Here is a 21,855-nt window from a genome sequence, read left to right as displayed (position 1 = left end):
ACAAAATGTCAGATTTCAATGGATATTAAAGAAATTCAAGAAAAATATAATGTAAGCTTTGATGCCATTGCACTAATCTTAAAAAAGAACAACATTAAGTTGCAGTTGGGGGGACTCAAAAATATACCTCCAGACTGGATTGCTGTCATTGAGAAACATCTTGGACCCCCAAAGAGTCATTACACAGATAATTCGACCCAGTCAAAAAACAGTTCGTTAAATAATCACAAAAGGGCCCGCAATAACAATCGAAAGCAAACGAACCTATTTTATGCTCATGTGAACTTCGTTGGTGAAGAAAATGACCATGCCTTTATAAAACGGTTAAACAATCTTGATCAAATTTCAACTATAGATTTCTACCAACGAGATGAGAACAGTTACAAAATAATAGAGGACTGTACATCCATTAAAAAAGGGGATATTATCCTATGCTCTGGGAATCCTAAAAAGTTTCCACTGGCCAAACTTGAGTCAATCTTTTTTAAGGGAATCGTAATTAAGGACAATCCTCAATATTTTATTGACCTAATTTCCTTTGACTCCCCTATTGGCATAAAAAATGTGATGTCCAGAGGTGTTCGTCAGGCAAGAGAACAAAATAGTGAAATCCAATACTTACTTGGTACATTTTCATTAACCTTTGGCCGCTCCTATTTTTATTATTCCCAGGTTACTTCCGAAGATGAAGAAGGCTTAAAGGATAAATTTATTGAATATGCCAAAAGTATTTTTAGAAAGACCATTATTTCAAACCATGACCATAAGGTCCTGAACTGTTTAAAAGAGATTACTAAAAGTGGTCAATACCATTCTTTGCTTAGGTCAATTTTTAATGAGGAGTTAGAAAGCACGAATGATTTAGCTGCCATTGTGAACAAATGGCAAAGTATTGATGCCTCTTTGGTAACACTCCAAAACATGGGTCACTTGGAGTTTCTCCCCAAATATTTCGATTTATGGTTTGAAGAACAGGTTATCAACAATTTTTGGGGACCTCATTTAATTGACGCTATTGTTCAATATGAACAATTATTAAGGTCAGAACAACCTGAAACCAATGAGACGCTATGTTTTGAAGACCGCCTTAAACCAATTCATAAAGAAGCAATTTCAAATGCTTTAAGTACATATTTAAAGCATGATCTCAATATTGATTCGCAAGAAATATTGGAGATTTTGACTGCATTAATTCGAATAGCCGACATCACACATTTAGATGAAGAGTTAAAAAAATTACAGGCCGGCTTACCTCCAGACATTATCTATGAACAATGGAAAGGGGGCAAATCTGACATCTTCCATAAAGATTTGGCGCTGAAAAACTTTGCAGATGAGGATGCAACAGTTCAAGAGCGGATTTTAAAATTAATCGATGATACGGAGTTTGCCAATATTGTAGAACATATTAAGCCACAAAACGATGACACTATAAATCGCAAAATCTTTGATTTGCTATTACCTCAAATTGTCAATCATTTTGAGGCTGTCAGTTTTGATTTGGAAGGTGATGTGGAGCAGATTCATGAAATGGCCTGGAACAATGATGGATCATGGCAATTTTACAAAGGAGAGACCAATGTCACTGAGGCTCTGGAGACTTTCAAGACACTTACATCAAGTAAAACCAAAACAATATTGGGCCATAACATAATAGGTTATGATTGTCCCATTCTAGAAAAAAGAGATGTTTCTTTTATTTCAGAAACACTTTGGGACACCATACTCATGGAAGTTATCCTAAGCCCAGAACTAAAGAATTATGCCCTAAAAACAAGCCACACGGCAAAAGATGATGCCGAATTAACGCTCACATTGTTTGCCAATCAAGCTATGAGAATCATCACCCAATTTTCAAACCTCGATATATTAAACTCTGTTTTATCTCCCAATAATTTAGACAAACTTAAAAGTCTGAAGACCATTCTGCCCATATCTAGTTTGTCCAAAGATTTTTTGATTAAGCATAAACTTGATTTTTTCAGGCCACAAAATTTACCCAATTCACTTCTAGAAAAATTAGAAGATGAGCTGTCTAAGTTTACAACCGAAACCAATGTGATATTGGGGCCAGAAAGTCTAAAAAATCAAGTTGTAGACATCCCGGGCATACAATTGATTGGCACCGAAAACACAACTTTGGATTTTGAAGTTCTATGTAGAGAAGCCATAGAGAGCCATGAATCTCTTTCATCATACAACAAACTGGCACTACTTAATTTTCTTCATCGGTGCGATACGGAAAACTCCACTCCGTATTGGATTAGGGTAAGTCCGTTTTTAAGAACACGGATTAAAGATCAAGTAACAGATACTCATTCATTAACTAAGGATAAAACAAATTCTTCCTGGTCGAACAAAACGGTCTATTTAAGCTCAAACGAACTTTTAAACAATCTTGAGGAGCTTAGTTCCACTGAAAAGATCAACTTATTTGTACTGGAGCCAGACCTATTATCCGTTAGCAATAAGATTTATTTAAAGGAAATTGATCAAGAATTCTTGACCCTGGTTGAGAAAAGCCACCACTTCTGGATGAAATTCTCTGGAGGACAAAGTTATGTACCCCTATCCAAGAAACAGGTTAAGGATTTAAACATTAAAGCTCCTGAACATATTGACAACTTTTGGATTGAAAAATATCAAGTTGGAAAATATCGTGTTTGGGGAAGCTTCAAATGGGAAGCTATTGTTCATACTCTCAAGATTGATCATAGAAAAGATTTCAGGTTGAATGTATTCGACTTTCCAAAAAATCAGATGCATCTAGTCCGCGCGAGTCTATCTAGTACACGTAATTCAGAAATTGTTCGCTTTAACCCAGAATCAATACATCGATCCAGATATTGGGTATTTCAAAAAGAGCTGATAAGGCAACTACTAAAACCTAGGACCCCTGGAGTTTTAATAGTGAACCAATACAAAGAAATAGAAGTTTTGGAAAATTATTTCAGAAGATTGAGTTTCTACATACCCGACAAAAACATTTCAATAGGTAGAAGGTTGGAGCTTATTCATACGCGTCGAAATGAAAACGGAATGATCATTGCCCATACAAGTCAGATCAATAAAATTTTGGAAGTTAATTATATCGCCCCTCTCGACATCATATTGGATAGTTTTAATCTGGGCGAGAATTTCTATGCCGCCCAGGGGAGTCTTTATTTTCAATCAGAGACTTCAAAAATTGAAAACACTATAGAAGACCAACCTGTATTTGGAGCGGAGGAAGAGGTTGTGGAGGAAGAAACAATTTTACACCAAAGTGCTTCCAAACCACATATTCAAGATACATTCTTCTTGCTTAAACTTCAATTACCCTATATCAACCATATTAGAAATTTGATGCATAGTTCCGACCCTGACCATCATCTATGGGTATTGGATTCAAGGGTTGGAGATTTTCCTGATTTGACGAATTATTGGAATGCCTATAATCAAAGTTTATCAATGTGGCAGAATTCCGATGATTACAATAAGGATGTAGATATAGCCGACCAGCTGATTCCAAGTGCAAAGCCTTTGAAGAAGCTTCCTTTCGATAATGAAACCACAAAACAAATTTTATCCGAGGTCTTCATTGATGGCAATCCATGGTATGATTATCAAATACCCTATCTGGATGAAATACTAAGGGCAGAAAGTGACCTATTGGTGACATTGCCAACGGGAGGTGGCAAATCCCTTCTTTTTCAAGGTCCTGCATTATTAAAAAGTTCATTTACCAATAGACTTACTATTGTGGTTACCCCATTAAAGGCATTAATGGAAGATCAAGTTAACACCTTATGGGAAAAAGGATTTCATGGATGTGTAGACTATTTAAATACGGATAGGGGGACAGATGTTCAATTGATTTATAGGGCTGTTGCTGGTGGTGAATTGGCACTTTTATATGTTACCCCTGAACGATTTAGAAGCAAGTCGTTTTTAAATGCTCTTGAACTCAGGATACAATCAGATGGCGGTCTGGAGTATTTCGTTTTTGACGAAGCTCATTGTGTATCGCAATGGGGACACGAGTTTAGGCCAGACTATTTTAATTGTGCGAAGCACGTAACCCAACTGAAAATGCACACCTTAAAAGACTCCCCTCTTTTGCTCTTTTCGGCCACTGTTTCTGAAAAAATATATAACGATTTCAATACAATCTTTTCATGATTAAAAGGCTTTTTCCAGATAAAGTATACAACCCTATCCGAAAGCATATTCAAATGTCATTTGATTTTGTTGGTGACACTTTTGAAATGGCTGAAAAGATTGCTTTTGATCTAAGAGAAAATGCTTTCGACCCAGAAAAAAGCCGTGTATTAATTTTTGGTCATACACGAAAAGGAACTGAAGATGCGGTAGGGGGCTTAAACTCCGCATTGGAAAGCCTTAAATTACCCTATGCTGGAATGGTTGATTTCTATCATGCTGGTTTGGATGGCTCAACAAGAGAAGAAAAATATAAGGATTATAAGGACGGTAAAATTGTAATTCTTATTGCAACCAAAGCCTTTGGGATGGGAATGGACATAAAAAACATCCACTTCATTTTTCACTTAGGCCCTTCGTCTACCTTTGAAGATTACCTTCAAGAAGTAGGTAGGGCAGGCAGGGACAGGCAAATGTTACTTGCTGCAGGATACTCCGATTCCAACCCATTACATTCAAAGTGTTTGGTCACCAGGGAAGACTTTAAGAAAGTAAAAGATCGGTTTCATAAAAATCAAATTACTTGGAATCAGATTGACCAGGTACGATTGTCGATTTTTGAGTACTATTCAAAATTCAGGAAGTTGGAGCGAGATTTAGAAAAGGCTTTCCCGCTGCCATTAGATTTATTGAACCAATTGCCTGAATATGATGATTTAAATGATAAGGACACGTTTTTCAGATTAATCCTGTATTGGTTGGAAAAACTCAATCGCATAAAGCTAGGTGTCTATACACCAACTTATTTGCCCATTAAGGTGTTTCAAGATACTCTGGATTTTAGGCATATTATATCCAACAAGGACAGGGAATCACTTACATTATTCCAAAATTTTTTGTTTGACTATCAAAATCAAAAATTCCCAGAAGCTGAAATTGTCATGATGGATATGGCTGTCTTAAGAGTAGCGTTGGAATTAAAATCCAGTACTGAAACATACAGACTCTTATTTTTAGCCCAAAAAGCCAAATTAATCCGTGTAGAACGAGATATCAGGTTACAACCAACAAAGCTAAGAACTGAAGAACTTAAAAAGTGGGTCGGTTCCAATAATTCACCTATGTTGGAAGCCGTCTTTGGATTTGCCCAAGAATTATTACGCCTTACTCGATTGGGTGATCAAGTTGATCTTCATCAGGATGATATAGAATCCATATTCAATGAAACCATTTTCAAATGCTTTAATCCAAGGAATATTTTTTGGCAGGAAATAAAGAATGAAAAAAAGAACGAACCATTTACTCCAAATAAAATAGCAGAAAAACTTCAAAAGGATTTTGAAGATAAAAGGTCAAAATTTGCTTTCAAGATTTTGAGTTTTTTACCAAAAATTAGACACAAATCAATTCTGGAAACCGATGAGCATAGTAAAAGAGCAAAGATTTCCCAACTTTTATACAATGGATATAATACGCAAAAAATTCCGGCCGAAGAGATTGAAAGTCTAAAATCAGATGTTTATGAACTTATCATGTATGTTTCCAAAAAATACATTGAAAAAAACATAACTGAATTCAATATTGTTGACCTTATCAATTATTTGAACCTATCTGACAAACCCGAGGAATATTTCCAAAACTTGGTTTTCATTGCCAAAGGTCTTGGTTATTTAAAAGGAAATGGCTCGTTGATTCCTATGGGTATTGAGATGAGAGTAGTAAATACAGACGAAATTGAGGGTGATACCATAGGTTCCTTTGATAATCAAGTCAAAAAGGAGTTTCTGGAAAGCTCTAAAATGAAAGAATTAAGGTTATTGGCACTGGAATGTTTAGCTGAAAAAGTAAAGCAATCTGATTATGACCAGTTCATAAAAAGCTATTTTAAATGCGGGTCTCTTTCAGATCTAATATCTCTATTGGAGGATTACATTGGTGAGCAAGACCAAAGATTCAAAGCTTTTCGAGCTGAAGCTTTGGAAAACGAAAAAAATCGTTTGAATAGCTCCCAAATGAAGGTGTACAGTTCGGATATAAGAAGAAACATCCAGGTGTTGGCAGGTCCGGGCAGTGGCAAAACACACACCCTTACTATGCGTGTTGCGAGACTTATCCAAGAAGAAAATGTACGACCCGAAACCATATTAATTCTGGCCTACAATCGATCAGTTGTTGTTGAACTTAAAGACAGGCTCAGGACTTTGTTCAAGGATTTAGGGTATTCCAAGCTTATTTCCCAACTGAAGGTATTCACCTTTCATGGCTTTATTAAGTATTGTATTAGCCAACAAACCGAGAATTTGGAATTTAAGGAATGGACTTCTGAATTTTTAAATATAATGGATACCACTCCGGGATTGATAACACAGAAACTAGGCCCAATAAAGTATGTATTCGTAGATGAGTTCCAAGACATAACCACTGAAAGAATGCAGCTTTTAAATGCAATTGCAAATCCAAATCGAGTGAAGGTCTGTGTAATTGGGGATCCAAATCAAAGTATTTATGGCTATGAACGCAGTGATGCCGGCGACAGTATGAATCCAATGCCGTTCTATGTAAAATTTAAAGAGGTTTACAATCCCCTGGAACGTAGATTGGATACAAACTACAGGTCGTATCCTCAGATATTGGATACTGCGGAAAGATTATTAAATCTTAACACATCAAAATTTGATCTTCCAAAATTAATTGCCAATAGACAACCCGTTTTTGAACATTCCTATTGTGAAGTTATAGATATTGCCAACGATGATATTCATTGGACCAACAAGCTTATAGAGCTAATTAATTTTGAACATGAAGGAAACAATTATGGTCAAATTGCAATCATGTTCCGATCCAACAATGAAGTGTTTAGAGCTTATAACAAGTTGCGATCACTAAATCTTGGTAACATTCGAATTCGCATACAGGGAGCAAAAGCTGATCTTTTTAAATCACGTGAATTCTACCATCTAATCTCAAAATTAGAAGCTAAAGTAAATGAGAGATTAGATGATACGTTTTTAAATGAAATTAGACTCTTAATAAGTCAAATTGCAATTGAATTTCCAGTTTGGGATAAATATTTACTCAATGTATTCCATTGTCTGGCTATTGAATTCGAGAAGGAGCGGGATGAACAATCCACCTATCTGGATTTTATACTTTTTGTAAAGGAGATTTCATCCAAAGATGATGGTCAATTTGGTAAAATTTATCAGCAAAATATTAATCAAATTGTAGGAGCCAATTTGGACAGAGAAATTGTGCTCACAACAATGCATAAGGTTAAAGGGCTTGAATTTGACGCAGTACTGATCCCTCCCTCCTTTTCCAACTTACCTGCCTTTGAAAACAGTGCCTCATTTGAGGAAACCTTAGAAGAGGAGCGTCGTTTATATTATGTAGCATATACTAGGGCAAAATATAGATTGGTTGTTTTAAGATATGGTCGTGAGTTAGCATTATATAATGGCCAACCCTATAATCTTCCTGAAAACCAAGCACATCAGCTTGGAGTTAATGTGAAAGAAGGTCTTGATAAATTTAAGATGTATTGGAGCGCAGGTAACTATGGGGGAAATTCCTTTGATTTCATACATAACAATGTAGCCCTTGGAGAATCTTTATCTTTAAGAAAACAAACAAGAGGTGCTTATAGCTTTTGGCATGTGTATGTCCAAGGTAATGAAGTGGCACAACTTTCAAGTAACATGTCAAATTATTTAGGAGATATTCATACAGTGAATGGTTTCTCAGTTTCATCCATTTATGTTCACACTTATAATGAAACTATTGCTTCAGATGAAAAAAATGACACAGCATATGCCAAAAGTTGGACGGAAGAAGCTAGAAATCGCGGATATATCTACCTTTTAGACTTTTCGGGTTATGGATCTATCACATAAAATAAACTATAATGAACACTAAAAAAGAATCAATTCAAATTTTAGTTGATGAGTTTCGTGCTCCATTGAATAACCGAAACACAAGTTTTTCAAACATCAATGTTTCTAAAAATGTCTGGTGGATTAACATTGCTCCACTTAAATTTGAGAACGATGTCAATATACTTTTGCACTCAATGGACGAAATCATTTGGATTTGTTTGCCAAAAGGATTTACCAATGACCTTTCCTCGGTTTTTAAAATTAGAAATGACAAAAATGTGGTGGATTTAGAAATATCCTCAGATAAGAAATACAAATACTTAATCGATATAAAATCAGGCGGTACAGAATTTGATTTCGCACCCTACATCATTAAATCCATATCCATCTAAAAACATGGCGTTCAACGAACTTAATAGCGTAGAGCATTATATAATAAATCAGTTAAGCGGGGTCAACTTAAATGACGCAGTAAATGAACCAAAAACAGGCTATAGCGCCTATTGGAATTTCAAAACCAACGCAGAACTAGACCGTTCTGTAAATGAGGTGCTTGTTGAAAGAGAATTAAAGGATGCCCTTATCCGTTTAAACCCAGAAATTGCTGACAAAGAAGAGCGCGCCGATGAGATTATTTATAAGTTAAGAGCTGTTTTGTTGGCTGTTAATCAAATTGGACTCGTAAAGACCAATGAAGAATTTTTAAAATGGCTGACTGGAGAGAAAACCATGCCCTTTGGTGAAAATAATCGTCATGTTCCCATTCGATTGATTGATTTTGAGGATATTTCCAATAACAATTACACCATCACCAATCAATTCAGGATACATCATCGGGAAACCAAAATCCCGGACATTGTATTATTGATCAATGGAATACCAGTGGTCGTGGGCGAGGCAAAAACCCCAATTCGACCTTCAATTAGTTGGCTGGATGGTGCGCATGAAATTCACGATGTCTATGAAAATGCTGTTCCGCAATTGTTCGTTCCAAATATTCTGTCTTTTGCCACAGAAGGTAAAGAATTATACTATGGTGCCATTCGTTGTCCCTTGGAATTTTGGGCACCTTGGCGTTTGGAAAATGATGAAGATGGACTTGCAAAAAGACTGGGGCTTGGGGAAGTTGGAAAGGAACTGTCCAATTTATTGCATCCTGCCCGATTGCTCGATATACTTCAGAATTTTACATTGTTCTCCTCAGATAATAAGAAGCGTAGAATAAAAATCATTCCTCGCTTTCAACAATATGAAGGGGCCAATAAAATAGTGGAACGTGTCAAGGAGGGTCGTATCAAAAAAGGATTGATTTGGCATTTTCAAGGATCCGGGAAGTCATTTTTGATGGTGTTTGCTGCCCAGAAGTTAAGGAAGTCCCCTGAGCTGAAGAGTCCAACAGTAATAGTTTTGGTCGACCGTACCGATTTGGATACCCAAATAAGTGGGACATTTAATGCTTCGGATGTGGCCAATGTGGAAACTACGGATAGTATCTCTGACCTTCAAAAACTCTTGGAAAGGGACACACGAAAAATCATTATTTCCATGATTCATAAGTTCAGGGATGCAAAATCCAATATGAACACAAGGGAAAATATCATCGTATTGGTAGACGAAGCCCACCGAACTCAGGAGGGGGATCTTGGACGACAAATGAGGGCCGCACTGCCCAATGCTTTTCTTTTTGGTCTAACAGGAACGCCTGTGAATAAAGCTGATAAGAATACCTTTTGGGCCTTTGGATCGGAAGAAGATGAAGGAGGCTATATGTCACGATATACTTTTCATGAATCCATTCGTGATGATGCCACATTACCTTTGCACTTTGAACCTAGGTTGGTAGATGTTCATGTTGATAAAGAGACTATCGACAAAGCCATGGCGGAATTTAAAGAACAAACTGCTTTAACAGATGAAGAAGCCGATGCGTTGAACCGTAAGTCCGCGAAAATGGCCGCTTTCCTAAAATCTCCCGAGAGAGTGGCACTTATTGTTTCCGATATCGCGAAACATTTTAAGGAGAAGGTTGAACCCCATGGATTTAAGGCGATGATTGTCACCCCCGATAGATTTGCCTGTGTGCAATATAAAGAAGAGTTGGACAAGCATTTTCCAGAGGAGGCTAGCCAGGTTGTAATTTCAACATCGGCAAACGACGCATTTGAATTCAAACAAAAATGGGGGATTGACAAATCAAGACAAGAGCAAATCGTGGATGAGTTCAATGATGCACAATCCGACCTAAAGTTTATTATTGTAACGGCAAAGTTGTTGACCGGCTTTGATGCACCAATACTCCAAACCATGTACCTGGATAAATCCTTAAAAGACCACACCCTACTTCAAGCCATTTGCAGAACAAATCGATTATACCCAGGTAAATCTTATGGTCGAATTGTTGATTATTTTGGAGTGTTTGATGACGCTGCCAAAGCACTGCAGTTTGATGAAGAATCCGTAAAACAAGTCATAACCAACTTATCTGAACTACGGGAAAAATTGCCAAAGGCCATGCGTGATACCTTGAGTCATTTTAAAGGTGTAGACCGCACCATCCCAGGGTTTGAAGGTTTGGAAGCGGCGCAAAATGCCATAAGCACTGATGAAAAGAAAGATGCGTTTGCAAAGGACTATAAATACTTATCCAAATTATGGGAATCCATAAGTCCAGATGCTATTTTGGATATATACAACCAAGATTATAAATGGTTATCACAGGTATTTGAATCAGTTAAACCCGCTTCCGACAATGTCGGAAAATTACTTTGGATGTCCCTTGGCCCACAAACCACAAAATTGATACATGAAAATATTCATGTTGGAGAGGTTCATCAACTGGAAGAATTTGTTTTGGATGCGGATGTCATTGAAGATATTTTTAGCAATCCTGATCCCAAAAATGCAAAGAAACTGGAAAAAATCCTGATCAAGAGATTTAAGAAACATGAAGGGGATATCCGATTTAAAAAACTAAGTGAGCGTTTGGAAGAATTGCGCGACAGAGCAGAGAAAGGACTTATCACCTCCATTGAATTTGTAAAGGAACTTTGTAAGATTGCCAAAGAAACGGTTCAGGCTGAAAAGGATCAAGAACAAGCGTTTCAGGAAAAAACGCCTCAAGCAGCACTCACAGAATTATTTCTTGAACTCAAAACAGACCAAACCCCTGCTGTTGTGGCAAGAATCGTGGACGATATTGATGCCATTGTCAGGGTTGTTAGATTTCCGGGCTGGCAACAGACTAGTTCTGGGGAAAGGGAAGTCCAAAAATCTCTTAGAAAAGCGCTTTTGAAATACAAATTACACAAAGATCAACTGCTTTTCGATAGGGCCTATGCTTACATCAAAGAGTACTATTAAAACCAAAGTAAATGGGCTTATCCAAACGTTCAAATAATTCATTGAAGCTTTTTTACTTTATTTTACCATAATTTGTTTTATATCGGAAAGCACCCTTTGCAATTCCACAAGTTGTTCCGTCAATTTTTCGGGTTGGTTCTGCCTCAAATGAACTTTCATGGCCAACTGGTTAATATTGTTACCTATTCTGCTCAGCTCAACAAAAATCTTTCTTTCATAAGGAGAGACCCTATATCTAGGCAAAGGTTTTCCGGTAATTTTTTTTCGGATATAATCAGCGATTGAAAGCCCGCAAGATTCTGCATTATGAGCTACAATGAGATAATTATCTACTGTAGTTCTAAAACTGATGTGAATTGCTTTAAGCTCTCTAATTTCTTTTTTTGGCCGCGCCATAATTTTAGGAATTGAGGAGTATCTTCAACAAGCTTGCGAACAAAGTGAGCAGTTTTTGTATACAAAAACACAACTTGCTTCGTGACCTCCGATTAATAAAATCCATTTTTTATTTTGACTTTGGATCATCAATCTGTTTCTAAGAAGAAATACCCCTTAACCGATCGATAAGCTCGTCGATGTCATTGGGATGAAATAGAACACGTCCGCCAATAGGTATCTTTTTGAGCAACCCTTTTTCCATCCAGGAATAGATGGTCGGCCTGGTCACTTTAAATTTCTTGACTAAATCGGCAATAGTCAACATTTCATTTTCAGTTTGATTTCCTTTATCCTTATCCTCCAGTTTTGGAGCTAGATTGTTTTTGAGAGATTCTACAGGAACGTACTCCTTTAACCCATCGTCGTCCATGATAAATATGCGCTTCATAGTACTGGTATTTGTTGATTTACTTTATTGAACAAACCTAGCAACATTGAACAGCATTTAACTCGTTTGCCGTACATCGGTTTATGTACGGCAAATCAAGAAACATTCAAAATAAATTTGCAAAGGAATTGAGGTCAAATCCAAAATAGGGATGGTAAGCCTCTGGAGGCTTACTATCCCTAATAGATTCTTTTGAGGGTGTTGCCAAAAACGATGTTTTTGGCAACTACCGCAGAGATATGGGTAGGGAGAAAAAAATCCAGTTTACGCCAACCTTCGGACAAACCCCGATTGTGGCCTTCTTTCTCCCTTTCCACAAATATTTTACAGAAATTTCAAGTATTTCAAATTCATATATTTATATGAATATATGATCATACAAATGTATATATCATTAAATATTTATTGGTATGAAGTTCTTCTGGAGAGTCATTTAAGATTTTGTTTAAAAGAAAGGAGGAATAATGGGAACCACAATTTGATTCACTCAATATTTCGTTGTGGAAGATTTTAGGTCACTATCTTGTTGGCTGACTTGCTGCCCTCGTTTTTTTCGGCAAAGACGATATATTGCATCCGTTATTTGTACTCAACCCTGTATCTAACAATGATTTGGTTCCATTCCGAGCCACTAGAAAAGGCCTCACAATTCCGTGAGGTCTTTCCTTATTTCTTCTGTAACAGATGTAGAACACATATCGGTATCTCAACTACTTCAAAACAATTACCTCTACGTCAAAGTTTTTACCGTTAATTGTCTGCTGGCCATTCAAATCATAAAAATTATTTCTATCCTTTGTTTTATCGAAAGGGTCATAAACAAAACATATCAAAGTTTTCATCCATTGGCATATGTGATAAGACTGAATGTCTTCTTTAAGTTGTTTAATAAACTTTGCCTCATCAGTATCATTTTCCTTGATCATCTTAACTTCAATCAAAACACCTTTTTCCCTAAGTATTAAGTCAATTCTGGTTGAACTCGCCCCTACTTTAGGTATTGGATCTTCTTCTTTCAACATGGGAAACAAGGGTTTAAGCATAACATAGAGAATATCTTGAACATCATACTCATCTTTGAATTCAAAATTATTCTTTCCCTTTCTTCTGTGTTTTATTTTTTTGATTGCCTCTGGAAAATTTTTGATAACCTGATTAACCATTTCAAGGGCGGTTAAGTTTTGGTAGCCAACACGGTTATTCATCTTCAAAAAGTCTTCCATCAATACCAGTTCATTAATTCCAATCGTAGATTTTAATAGTGTATCAATTTCCTCATCAAGCTCTTCTATGTTAGGCTCTTCATCTAACAAATATCTAATCAGATTATTTTGTCCACTGGATAAGCTTAAAATCAATTTATCTCGATACTGTTCAGGTAATACTTTATAGATTAAATATTTAAGTTCAATTTGACTTGAATGAAATTTTTTATCCAATATCATTTTTAAACGATCTGAACCTTTGCATGCCAAGTACAAACCGAGCAATTTAAACACATTATTATCGATTTGATTTTTTTTACTCTGTGCTGAAATAATAGCATTAATGTCATCATTTGAAACCTGTTCTCCTTTGTACCCCAATAACGACATAGACTCTACTCCGGCCAATTCGAAATCTATTCTTTCATTATTGATATATAAATAGAAAGCAGATTGAATATTTTTCTGCTGTAAAATATTCTCTCTAATCCTCTTAATTTCTGCTATTAAATGAACCATAGTTTTTCGTTTATATGTCGAAGCCTATCAAAATCCCATCCTTCAACTTCTTTAAGTTTTTCTGTCAAGGATACCATCAAACTAGGGTACATCAATGTAACAGTACGTTTTGATGGCATATAAGTCCTATGAGATAAATCAGAGAACCAATATACCTGTTGCGATAAATACTGTAAGTCTTGAAAACTAGACCTCCAATCCAAATTTATTTTTAAAGGGAGATTACTATTAGGGACAAATGTCAATAAGGCTTCTCTATCATCTAGAGGAAGATAAATACCCCGCTTCAAATCACTCTTTCCCTCACTATAAAAAAGACGGTAGTTATGCCCATATGCCAAATGTATTAGGGCATATTTAAAAGTATAATTATCAAATAAATTGACTACTTCTTTTACTGCGGCAAGCTCGTACTCACTACTCGCACTCTTGTAGATATGAAATATCAGTCTGAATTCATCACTACCCGTAATTGCCGCACTTTCAATTTCTTGTTTTATTATTTTCTCAAGGAACAGGATTAAATTTTCCTTATAGTTTTCGAAAGTTGATATAGGTACGCAATCCCCGACCAGGTAACGCCCATCTGGATCAAAAATCTGCGCTAAGCCAAGTACGTGTTTGCCATCTTGTAATGTAGTAGACCCAATACCTATAATGAACTCTTTTTTTAATTTATCCTCCTTCTCAATCGTCCAAGCAGTACCCCCTATTTTGGCATAGATATTTAATGAGATATTAGTGAGAGAAAAGGAATTTGCCCCATTAATTGTCTCAATGGTAATCTGCTGTGTAGGAATACCATTGCCAATAAGTTTTGCCTTACAGTAATAATAAGGAGAAGATGGAACTGGAATGGTTTTTTGATCTTCACTTACAATAACTATAACCAGTTCTGTTTCCAATACTTCATCATTATAGATAACAGAAGCATAAGAATCTAGTTTTTCATCCGGCACAAAAACTGTATTAAACACAACTTCATTGACATGAAGTTCGGATTCTAATTTATCTTTTAAAGTTTTAAGGAAAGTTTCTGTTCGTCCTTCATACTTAGTAGGACATATCACACCAATTTTTAAATTGCTGCTTATCTCCTCATAAGATGCTGGCTTATATTCTTTGACCATTTGGTTGTAATAGGTCAAATTTTTAGTGTTCTCTTGTCCAGCATAAAAAAAACGTTTTGGCCTCCTAAGTACATCAAAGCTAAATTCTGCAGATGGAATATTGTAAGCCTTTAACGGCTTAATTTTCCCTTCGTTAGGCAGTTTTACTTCTGGCAAGATATTTTTATTTAGCCAACCGACAAACTTCTGAATATTGTTATAATTGGAAGCGTTATTGGAATTTTGCTTTTCAAAACTTTCAAATTCTTGGCGCTTACCCATTGCGTCAATATATCGTTTGATTGCTTGCTTGTTTGCATGAATCGAATTCTCATCCCCTCTTAATCCCGAGGTGTCAAATCCATTGGCTTCTAAAGTTTGCTTATCCTGTGTAAACACATATTTGGTTCTTAGAGAAATAGTGAACCCAAGAATATTCTTCTTTTCTTTTTTAAAATACTTTGGCGAAATCGTATAACAATTATGTGCAGATAGGCCATTAATCCCTTGAAGTTTATTATTTGGGGAAATAACCTCCCAAGAATGGGAATACCTCTTATGAATTACCTCTAATCTTTCATCCCTACATAAAGCGTCCATCAAGCAAGATTCAAGAATTTTACTTACAATTTTCGGAACAGATAAAAGACTTATAGATTCTTTTTCACTATTTAATGGTAAAACCTTAGTTAGTCCCGATTTTCCCCAATAAAATATTTCATCCCTAACCCTATAAAATTGAAAATCGGGGTATTCGTCTTGAAGTTCAAGATAACTTTCTTTTGTGCTGTAGTCTGAAAATGGAACTTTCGACAATTGAAAAGTTTGCCCTTCTATTTCTGCTTCGAAAAAATTTAAAAAAAGACCTGCCATATGTATTTCACTAAAAGTTTGTTAAAAATCAAAATCCATACCATAATACTTGTAGGATTATATGACGTTATTTTACATAAAGAAACAAGCAATTAGCGATTGTTTAAGACAAAATGTCATCTTACAAATATTTCTCTTACAAGCTAATAACTTCAGTAGCTCCAATATTTAGACTTTACAAAGTGAGTAAGATATACCACCTTCTCCCGGAAAAAATTAAGAACAATATAAGCACCAACAAACAGCTGAAAACAATTCTTCTATATCAAATCAAATAATCCGCTTTTAGTAGTTTTCAGTAACCATCTCTTCCATTTACATCTTTTGGGCTATAAAAAAATAATTTATAGCTCATAATTTTACTATTTTTGAGCTATAAAAATTAATTATTTGGCTCATGACAGCTTTTAAATGGAACTGGCAACAAAAAGATTGGCCTAATTTCAGGTATGATGAGGCAGCTTTGGAGGACTTGGAATATCAGTTTGTCCAAACTAGTGGAGTAGCTCTTGGTTCAATTAAACATATTGATGAGGAAGACAAAAATGAACTTTTAATTGAAGTTTTGTCGGATGAAGCTCTTACCACATCGGCAATTGAAGGGGAATATCTTGATCGTGGGAGTATTCAGGAATCCATTAAAAAAAACTTAGGACTTGAAACGGAAAGAAAGAAACTTCCTCAAGCTGAATATGGAATATCTGAAATGATGGTCAATCTATATCGTACATATGCAGTACCATTGACCCATGAACAACTTTTTGAGTGGCATAAGATGCTCGCCAATGGCAGAAGGGATTTAGTGGATATTGGAAGATATCGTACCCATGAAGATCCTATGCAGGTTGTTTCAGGACGCCTAGACAAACCGACGGTACATTATGAGGCACCTCCCTCATCACAAATGACAAATGAAATGGAAGCTTATGTTCGTTGGTTCAACGAAACCCACACGACAAACAAATCCAAAATGCTTCCATTGGCCAAGTCAGGAATGGCACATTATTACTTTTTGGCCATCCACCCGTTTGAAGACGGGAATGGGCGTATTGCTAGAGGGATTTCAGAAAAATCGATTTCCATGGATTTAGGCAGACCAGCACTTATATCCCTATCACAGACCATCGAGTCAAACAAAAAGGAATACTATTCTTCCATCGAAGCCCATAATTTCAAACTAGACCTTACCGAATTCCTACTATACTTTGGGGGAACTATACTTGCAGCACAACAACACACCATCAAAACCATTGACTTTTTAATTCAAAAAGCAAGGTTCTTTGATCAATACTCCCGTTTGATGAACGAACGCCAGTTAAAAGTAGTCCAACGTATGTTCAAAGCAGGATATAAGGGATTTAAAGGAGGGCTTAGTGCGGACAATTATATTCGTATAGCCCAAACATCTGCATCAACGGCCACACGTGATTTAAAGGATTTGGTCAACAAATCCATATTGGTCAAATCTGGTGAACTCAAAAGCACCCGGTACTCACTAAACCTAAAGTTCAAAAACGAAGTTTGATTTTATTTGACAATCATACACGTTTTCGTTTTATGTAATTCCCCAAGCTTCTTTTAATTTTTGGGCGGCCTCATAATTTGAAATTTTGAGATAACGGCGGAAAGCCTTTTCTGATTTATGGCCGGAGATCTTCATAATAAGTTGCACATCAATACCATTTAGGTAAGCATTGGTGCAAAAAGAACGCCTACAGGTATGGGAACTTATCAATTTATATTTCTCCAAAAGTTGTGCTTCTTTAATTGTTCCTCGTTTATGTTCAATTTCTACTTTTTGGTGAAGTTTAGCCGAATCTCCAAGTTCCTTTATGCGCCTGTTGAAAGTGAATGAATCAATATCAGGGGCATATCCATCATATTTTCTCAAAATGCTCTTGACTTGGGAACGAAGTGGCACTACAATTCGGCCAGAAGTCTTCTTTTGTCGGATATTCAAAAACCCATTATCATCCAAATACTCAGGTCGAATCCTTGAAATATCAGAAAACCGAAGCCCTGTCAAACACCCAATTACAAAGAAGTCTTTTACTTTCCTCAATTCTTCATCGGCTTTACAATCTACGGCTGCAATAGCCTGAATTTCATCATCGGACAAATAGATGTGATCCACTTCTTCTTGGACTACCTTGAATGCCGAAAGATCTATGGGCTTTATACGGTTTCTTCGCATACGGTCGTTTAAGAAAGCCTTTAAGTTTTTAACCAACTTGCCTATGGTGTTGTTCTTCATTCCGACACCCCCATTCTTTAATGGAGCATGGTACGCTAGGTAATCCGTCCATTCCTGATAGAAATGATAATCAAAGGCATTGAAATCGATGATGATTCCCGAAAATTCCTGGAAACCCTCCAAATGCTTTCTAAGTGAATTGTAATCCTTGATAACATCTTTGACCACCTTGCTCTTTTTACTTTCTAGATAATGGTCAAATTCAGTAAAAAAGTCTTGGACAGGTTTTGAATTGATGGACGGTTCACCTTCTTCAAATTGTTTCTTGAACATCTTTTTTGAAAGTGGCCTGCCCTGATTTCGATAGCTGGAAACAATTTGATTGGCCAAGCTGTCCATTTGGGTAAGTTGTACAAATTCGGAGGCGACTTCTTTCGATTTTTTCAAGAATGATTTCTCTTGGCTCCAATATTTCGGTTGGATTTCTATTCCTGTGTCGATTTGGATTCTCGAATTACGATTTTCATAATATCTTAATTTGATACTATGGGTTCCATTTTGATTGGATTTATCCGGTATGTAGAATTTATAATTGTACATCAGCGTGCCGCATTCGTGCCGCATTTTTCACGAAAAGTAGTGTTTTATGATGTAAAATAAAAATCCATGTATATTTAATTAACTGATAATCAATTAAATAATGTAAGTTAATGAAATGTTAAATATTAGAGGTAGCATCCCGTCCAGACCGCAAAAAAGTTCCGAGAAATCGGAGCTTTTTCTGTTTTTAGACATTTCTATGAGACTATCCCTTCTGCTTCCGACGGGATGCATGCTGGATATTTTTGGCATGGTAGATATCCGCTGGAATATGATGCCCCTCGTAAACTTCCGATAAGATTTCATAAAGCGCAGGGTCGTACTCCTTTAAATCCATGGGCGACTCCAAAGAAAAATCATCTTTATAAAAACCATAGTTGGACCAAAACCACCATTGCGTACCCTCGGCCCAGTATTCTGCCACCGTATTGATGGCGTACTGCCTTTCATACATGTTTTTGGCCTTAGCCGCTTCATACGCTGGCTGAATTTTGGCATAAAGTTCGGGGTCGGCCACGCGCAACGCACCCATAATATTGTGACTAAACTCGTGCACCAAGATATTTTCCCCATAGTAACGGGTATCTGGATAGCCCAACAGATTTTCTTCTGCACAAGAGGTAACGGTACCTCCCATTCCACGTGCTCGCTTGTTCCAGTATTCGCGGTCCGTCATACTTGCTATTCCTCCAGGTTTATAGTAATTCTCCCGCTCCCCGGGGGTAAGTCTTCTATCGTCTATGGTCGGTTTTTTCCAATGGCTACGCTCCGGTAAATCGGTCTCCATTTCATCATCGGCCATAATGAGCACTCGGGCCCCTTTATCTTTCAAGGCTTTTCGAATATCATATCGCTTCAACAACATGTAATTGACAATGTCCCGGGCTACCAATAAGGCAGCATCGGGCACTTTATGCGAGGAAACCACGGGTATGCCGTAAGCATCGGTGTATTTCTTATAAAAAGGGTCAAGTTCCAAAGAGTCAGGTGGGGATGCAATGACCATCGTACCAAAATCTGAACCTACGGAATCCAATTCCACAGAAGAAAGATTCATGGCCAATAATTCGGATGAATTGTCCGCCGATTCTTTTTTAGGGGTACATGACATCATTAAACCGAGCACCACAACTATTTTTACTGCGTTTTTCATACTTCACTTAATTTTTTTAGTGCAGCCTCAAGATACTGTATACAACAAAAATTAAATAACACTTTATCACCGTTAACGTGTACTTTCTTGCCGCTCAAAATTTTATGGATTGTAAATACGTAAATTACAAAAGGCAATGAATCATAGGGTGTTTATTATGATATTGACCAATTTTGATGGAATATTATCCACGTGTCCATCAATTTGATTTTTGCATCAATTACATGATTAGCTTTATGAAATCAGAGACGTTTCAAAACACACTTTTTAGTAACATATGGAAAGAAGCACATATCATCGGGTCAGTGGAATACTTGTGTTGTTGATGGCAATCCTATTTATAGGTCACATTTCAGCACAGGAAAAAGAGATGTATTGGGGAAACATAGTTCCAGAAAATTGGAATGGGGATTGGTCCGATAAACTTCGGACACCTTCAGAAAAATCAGGTTTCACCTACACTGCAACCAATGATGATGTGCTCAACTACTTCGCCATGCTTTTGGAAAGCAGTGAAAATGTACATGTTTTTAATATGTTCATCAGCGACCTTCGTAGGTCCAGCCCGGTATTGGTAATGTCCAACCCAAGAATCACAACCCCTGAAGAAGCCAAAGCTTCGGGCAAAATGGTGGTGTATCTTCAAGGTGGTATTCACCCAGAGGAGTGCGAAGGCAAAGAGGCCTTGTTCATGGTGATTCGGGATATCCTATTTGGGGACAAGAAGCATTTGTTGGACGAACTGGTCATTTTGATCAATCCAAATTTCAATGTTGATGGAAATGAAACCCGCGTATTGACAGGCAGTTATCCCAGATTGGCTGGAATTAGAAGAAATGCGGCCAATTACGATGTGAATCGGGATGCCATGAAACTACAGACCTTGAACATGCAGGGTGCTTATGAAAACGTATTCAACACCTGGGACCCAACCTTGATTTTTGACATGCATCGCATGGGCAATACACGCCATGGTTATGCCATAGGACAATCCACATCAAACGTTGTCACCGCGCATCAAGCCCCACGGGAATATGTAACCTATACCATGTTTCCATCCATTGTGGAAAAAGCTCGGGAAATTGGCAATATTGAGGTTGGTATGCACTGCGGATTGAACAGAGGTTGGCCCCCGACCGAATTCACCCATGATAATTCCATTTGGTCCACCGAGGCAAAATTCATGGCCAGTGGCTATGGGTTGCGAAACCGTATGGCCATTTTGGTGGAAACTCCCGGGGGAGAAACCTTTGAAAAAGCCATTTACTCACAATATATCTATGCCCATGCCCTTTTGCAGCACTGTGCTGAGCATTCAAAAGAAATGCAGGAGATATGTAAAAAGACGGAGCAAGAGGTCGTGGAAACCATTAAAGCAAAAGCAGCCAGTGGAACACTAAAAAACTATGTATCAGGTAAGTACGTTTCTGATGGGAAAATACCGGTTTTAGCATTCAGGGACAGAACCATGCACCAAATCCCGGGAACCAGCATGATGGAATTGTATCGCCCCAACCCACCGGAATGGGTGCCAAACGTGGATTTGATCACCAAACCCGTGGGCACAAAAGAATCGGTGGTACCCAGAGGATACCTGATTCCCGAAAAACTCGATTTTATTGTTGAAAAACTAAGAAGGCACGGCGTTACAGTGACTCAATTGCAAAAAGACACAAAAGTGGAAGGTTCCGAGTACATGATCGATTCAATGGAATACAAGCCCATGGGGTTTGCCAAATATCAAATGACCACTCTTTCAGGGGAATTTACCCCATCATCAAAAACATTTCCGGCTGGGACTTATGTGGTGGACATGGCCCAACCTTTAGCCAATGTCGTCTTTTATTGCCTTGAACCAGAGGTCCGCGACGGTTTTGTTGGATGGAATTTAATGGATGAGTATTTAGCTGATATTGGGGTGAATGAAGGTAAAATCGCGTATCCCATTTTCAAATACTTAACCATAGAATAATCCTTTGCTACAACGTGATTGTCTTCGTA

General features: G+C 37.2%; 12 protein-coding genes. 6 read left to right on the top strand and 6 right to left on the bottom strand.

Annotated features, from left to right (window positions below):
* Positions 1-18: 18 nt before the first annotated feature.
* Genes ACFSJE_RS12745 through ACFSJE_RS12730 form a run of 4 tightly spaced genes read left to right on the top strand, consistent with a single transcriptional unit; the run spans position 19 to position 11,375 of the window.
* Positions 19-4,161, top strand: a complete 4,143-nt coding sequence (locus ACFSJE_RS12745; RefSeq protein WP_379831353.1) for a DEAD/DEAH box helicase — start codon at positions 19-21, stop codon at positions 4,159-4,161.
* Complete coding sequence (locus tag ACFSJE_RS12740) at positions 4,158-8,033, top strand: UvrD-helicase domain-containing protein (RefSeq protein ID WP_379831352.1); 3,876 nt, start codon at positions 4,158-4,160, stop codon at positions 8,031-8,033. The genes ACFSJE_RS12745 and ACFSJE_RS12740 overlap by 4 nt, the downstream gene beginning before the upstream one ends.
* Positions 8,034-8,044: 11 nt before the next feature.
* A complete protein-coding gene (locus ACFSJE_RS12735) occupies positions 8,045-8,407 on the top strand; it encodes a hypothetical protein (protein WP_379831351.1) in 363 nt (120 codons plus the stop codon).
* A 4-nt stretch (positions 8,408-8,411) separates the two neighbouring features.
* Positions 8,412-11,375: a type I restriction endonuclease subunit R gene (locus ACFSJE_RS12730; RefSeq protein ID WP_379831350.1), complete on the top strand. Its 2,964-nt coding sequence runs from the start codon at positions 8,412-8,414 to the stop codon at positions 11,373-11,375.
* Between the two features lie 57 nt (positions 11,376-11,432).
* Here ACFSJE_RS12730 and ACFSJE_RS12725 read toward each other — a convergent pair whose 3' ends face one another.
* The 4 genes from ACFSJE_RS12725 to ACFSJE_RS12710 form a co-directional block, all read right to left on the bottom strand.
* Complete coding sequence (locus ACFSJE_RS12725; protein WP_379831349.1) at positions 11,433-11,771, bottom strand: plasmid mobilization protein; 339 nt, start codon at positions 11,769-11,771, stop codon at positions 11,433-11,435.
* A gap of 139 nt (positions 11,772-11,910) precedes the next feature.
* Complete coding sequence (locus ACFSJE_RS12720; protein ID WP_379831348.1) at positions 11,911-12,201, bottom strand: helix-turn-helix domain-containing protein; 291 nt, start codon at positions 12,199-12,201, stop codon at positions 11,911-11,913.
* Positions 12,202-12,911: 710 nt separating this feature from the next.
* Positions 12,912-13,925 carry a PD-(D/E)XK nuclease domain-containing protein gene (locus ACFSJE_RS12715; RefSeq protein ID WP_379831347.1) on the bottom strand — a complete coding sequence of 338 codons (1,014 nt, stop codon included), beginning with the start codon at positions 13,923-13,925 and terminating at the stop codon, positions 12,912-12,914.
* A complete protein-coding gene (locus ACFSJE_RS12710) occupies positions 13,913-15,907 on the bottom strand; it encodes an argonaute/piwi family protein (protein ID WP_379831346.1) in 1,995 nt (664 codons plus the stop codon). Before ACFSJE_RS12710 ends, ACFSJE_RS12715 begins: the two co-directional genes overlap by 13 nt.
* 397 nt (positions 15,908-16,304) lie before the next feature.
* On the opposite strand from ACFSJE_RS12710, the gene ACFSJE_RS12705 reads away from it, so the two are divergent.
* Positions 16,305-17,432: a Fic family protein gene (locus ACFSJE_RS12705; protein WP_379831345.1), complete on the top strand. Its 1,128-nt coding sequence runs from the start codon at positions 16,305-16,307 to the stop codon at positions 17,430-17,432.
* Between the two features lie 30 nt (positions 17,433-17,462).
* Here ACFSJE_RS12705 and ACFSJE_RS12700 read toward each other — a convergent pair whose 3' ends face one another.
* Together ACFSJE_RS12700 and ACFSJE_RS12695 are read right to left on the bottom strand one after the other, a co-directional pair.
* Positions 17,463-18,725 carry a site-specific integrase gene (locus ACFSJE_RS12700; RefSeq protein WP_379831344.1) on the bottom strand — a complete coding sequence of 421 codons (1,263 nt, stop codon included), beginning with the start codon at positions 18,723-18,725 and terminating at the stop codon, positions 17,463-17,465.
* Positions 18,726-18,906: 181 nt separating this feature from the next.
* On the bottom strand, positions 18,907-19,854 hold the full coding sequence (locus ACFSJE_RS12695; RefSeq protein WP_379831343.1) for a hypothetical protein: 948 nt from the start codon (positions 19,852-19,854) through the stop codon (positions 18,907-18,909).
* A gap of 277 nt (positions 19,855-20,131) precedes the next feature.
* Between ACFSJE_RS12695 and ACFSJE_RS12690 the strand changes: the two genes are divergently transcribed.
* Positions 20,132-21,826: a M14 family metallopeptidase gene (locus tag ACFSJE_RS12690; RefSeq protein WP_379831342.1), complete on the top strand. Its 1,695-nt coding sequence runs from the start codon at positions 20,132-20,134 to the stop codon at positions 21,824-21,826.
* The last annotated feature ends 29 nt before the right edge of the window (positions 21,827-21,855 follow it).

This window comes from Flagellimonas iocasae (assembly GCF_042682725.1).
GTDB classification, from domain to species: domain Bacteria; phylum Bacteroidota; class Bacteroidia; order Flavobacteriales; family Flavobacteriaceae; genus Flagellimonas; species Flagellimonas iocasae.
Note: the sequence above shows the minus strand (reverse complement) of the source record. Positions and strands in the feature narration are given on the sequence as shown.

Excerpts from the sequence above, each read along its gene's own strand:
- ACFSJE_RS12690 (WP_379831342.1), top strand. The coding sequence starts at position 20,132 with ATGGAAAGAAGCACATATCATCGGGTCAGTGGAATACTTGTGTTGTTG.
- ACFSJE_RS12720 (WP_379831348.1), bottom strand. The coding sequence starts at position 12,201 with ATGAAGCGCATATTTATCATGGACGACGATGGGTTAAAGGAGTACGTT.
- ACFSJE_RS12725 (WP_379831349.1), bottom strand. The coding sequence starts at position 11,771 with ATGGCGCGGCCAAAAAAAGAAATTAGAGAGCTTAAAGCAATTCACATC.
- ACFSJE_RS12745 (WP_379831353.1), top strand. The coding sequence starts at position 19 with ATGGATATTAAAGAAATTCAAGAAAAATATAATGTAAGCTTTGATGCC.
- ACFSJE_RS12705 (WP_379831345.1), top strand. The coding sequence starts at position 16,305 with ATGACAGCTTTTAAATGGAACTGGCAACAAAAAGATTGGCCTAATTTC.
- ACFSJE_RS12695 (WP_379831343.1), bottom strand. The coding sequence starts at position 19,854 with ATGAAAAACGCAGTAAAAATAGTTGTGGTGCTCGGTTTAATGATGTCA.
- ACFSJE_RS12735 (WP_379831351.1), top strand. The coding sequence starts at position 8,045 with ATGAACACTAAAAAAGAATCAATTCAAATTTTAGTTGATGAGTTTCGT.
- ACFSJE_RS12710 (WP_379831346.1), bottom strand. The coding sequence starts at position 15,907 with ATGGCAGGTCTTTTTTTAAATTTTTTCGAAGCAGAAATAGAAGGGCAA.
- ACFSJE_RS12730 (WP_379831350.1), top strand. The coding sequence starts at position 8,412 with ATGGCGTTCAACGAACTTAATAGCGTAGAGCATTATATAATAAATCAG.
- ACFSJE_RS12700 (WP_379831344.1), bottom strand. The coding sequence starts at position 18,725 with ATGCGGCACGAATGCGGCACGCTGATGTACAATTATAAATTCTACATA.
- ACFSJE_RS12715 (WP_379831347.1), bottom strand. The coding sequence starts at position 13,925 with ATGGTTCATTTAATAGCAGAAATTAAGAGGATTAGAGAGAATATTTTA.
- ACFSJE_RS12740 (WP_379831352.1), top strand. The coding sequence starts at position 4,158 with ATGATTAAAAGGCTTTTTCCAGATAAAGTATACAACCCTATCCGAAAG.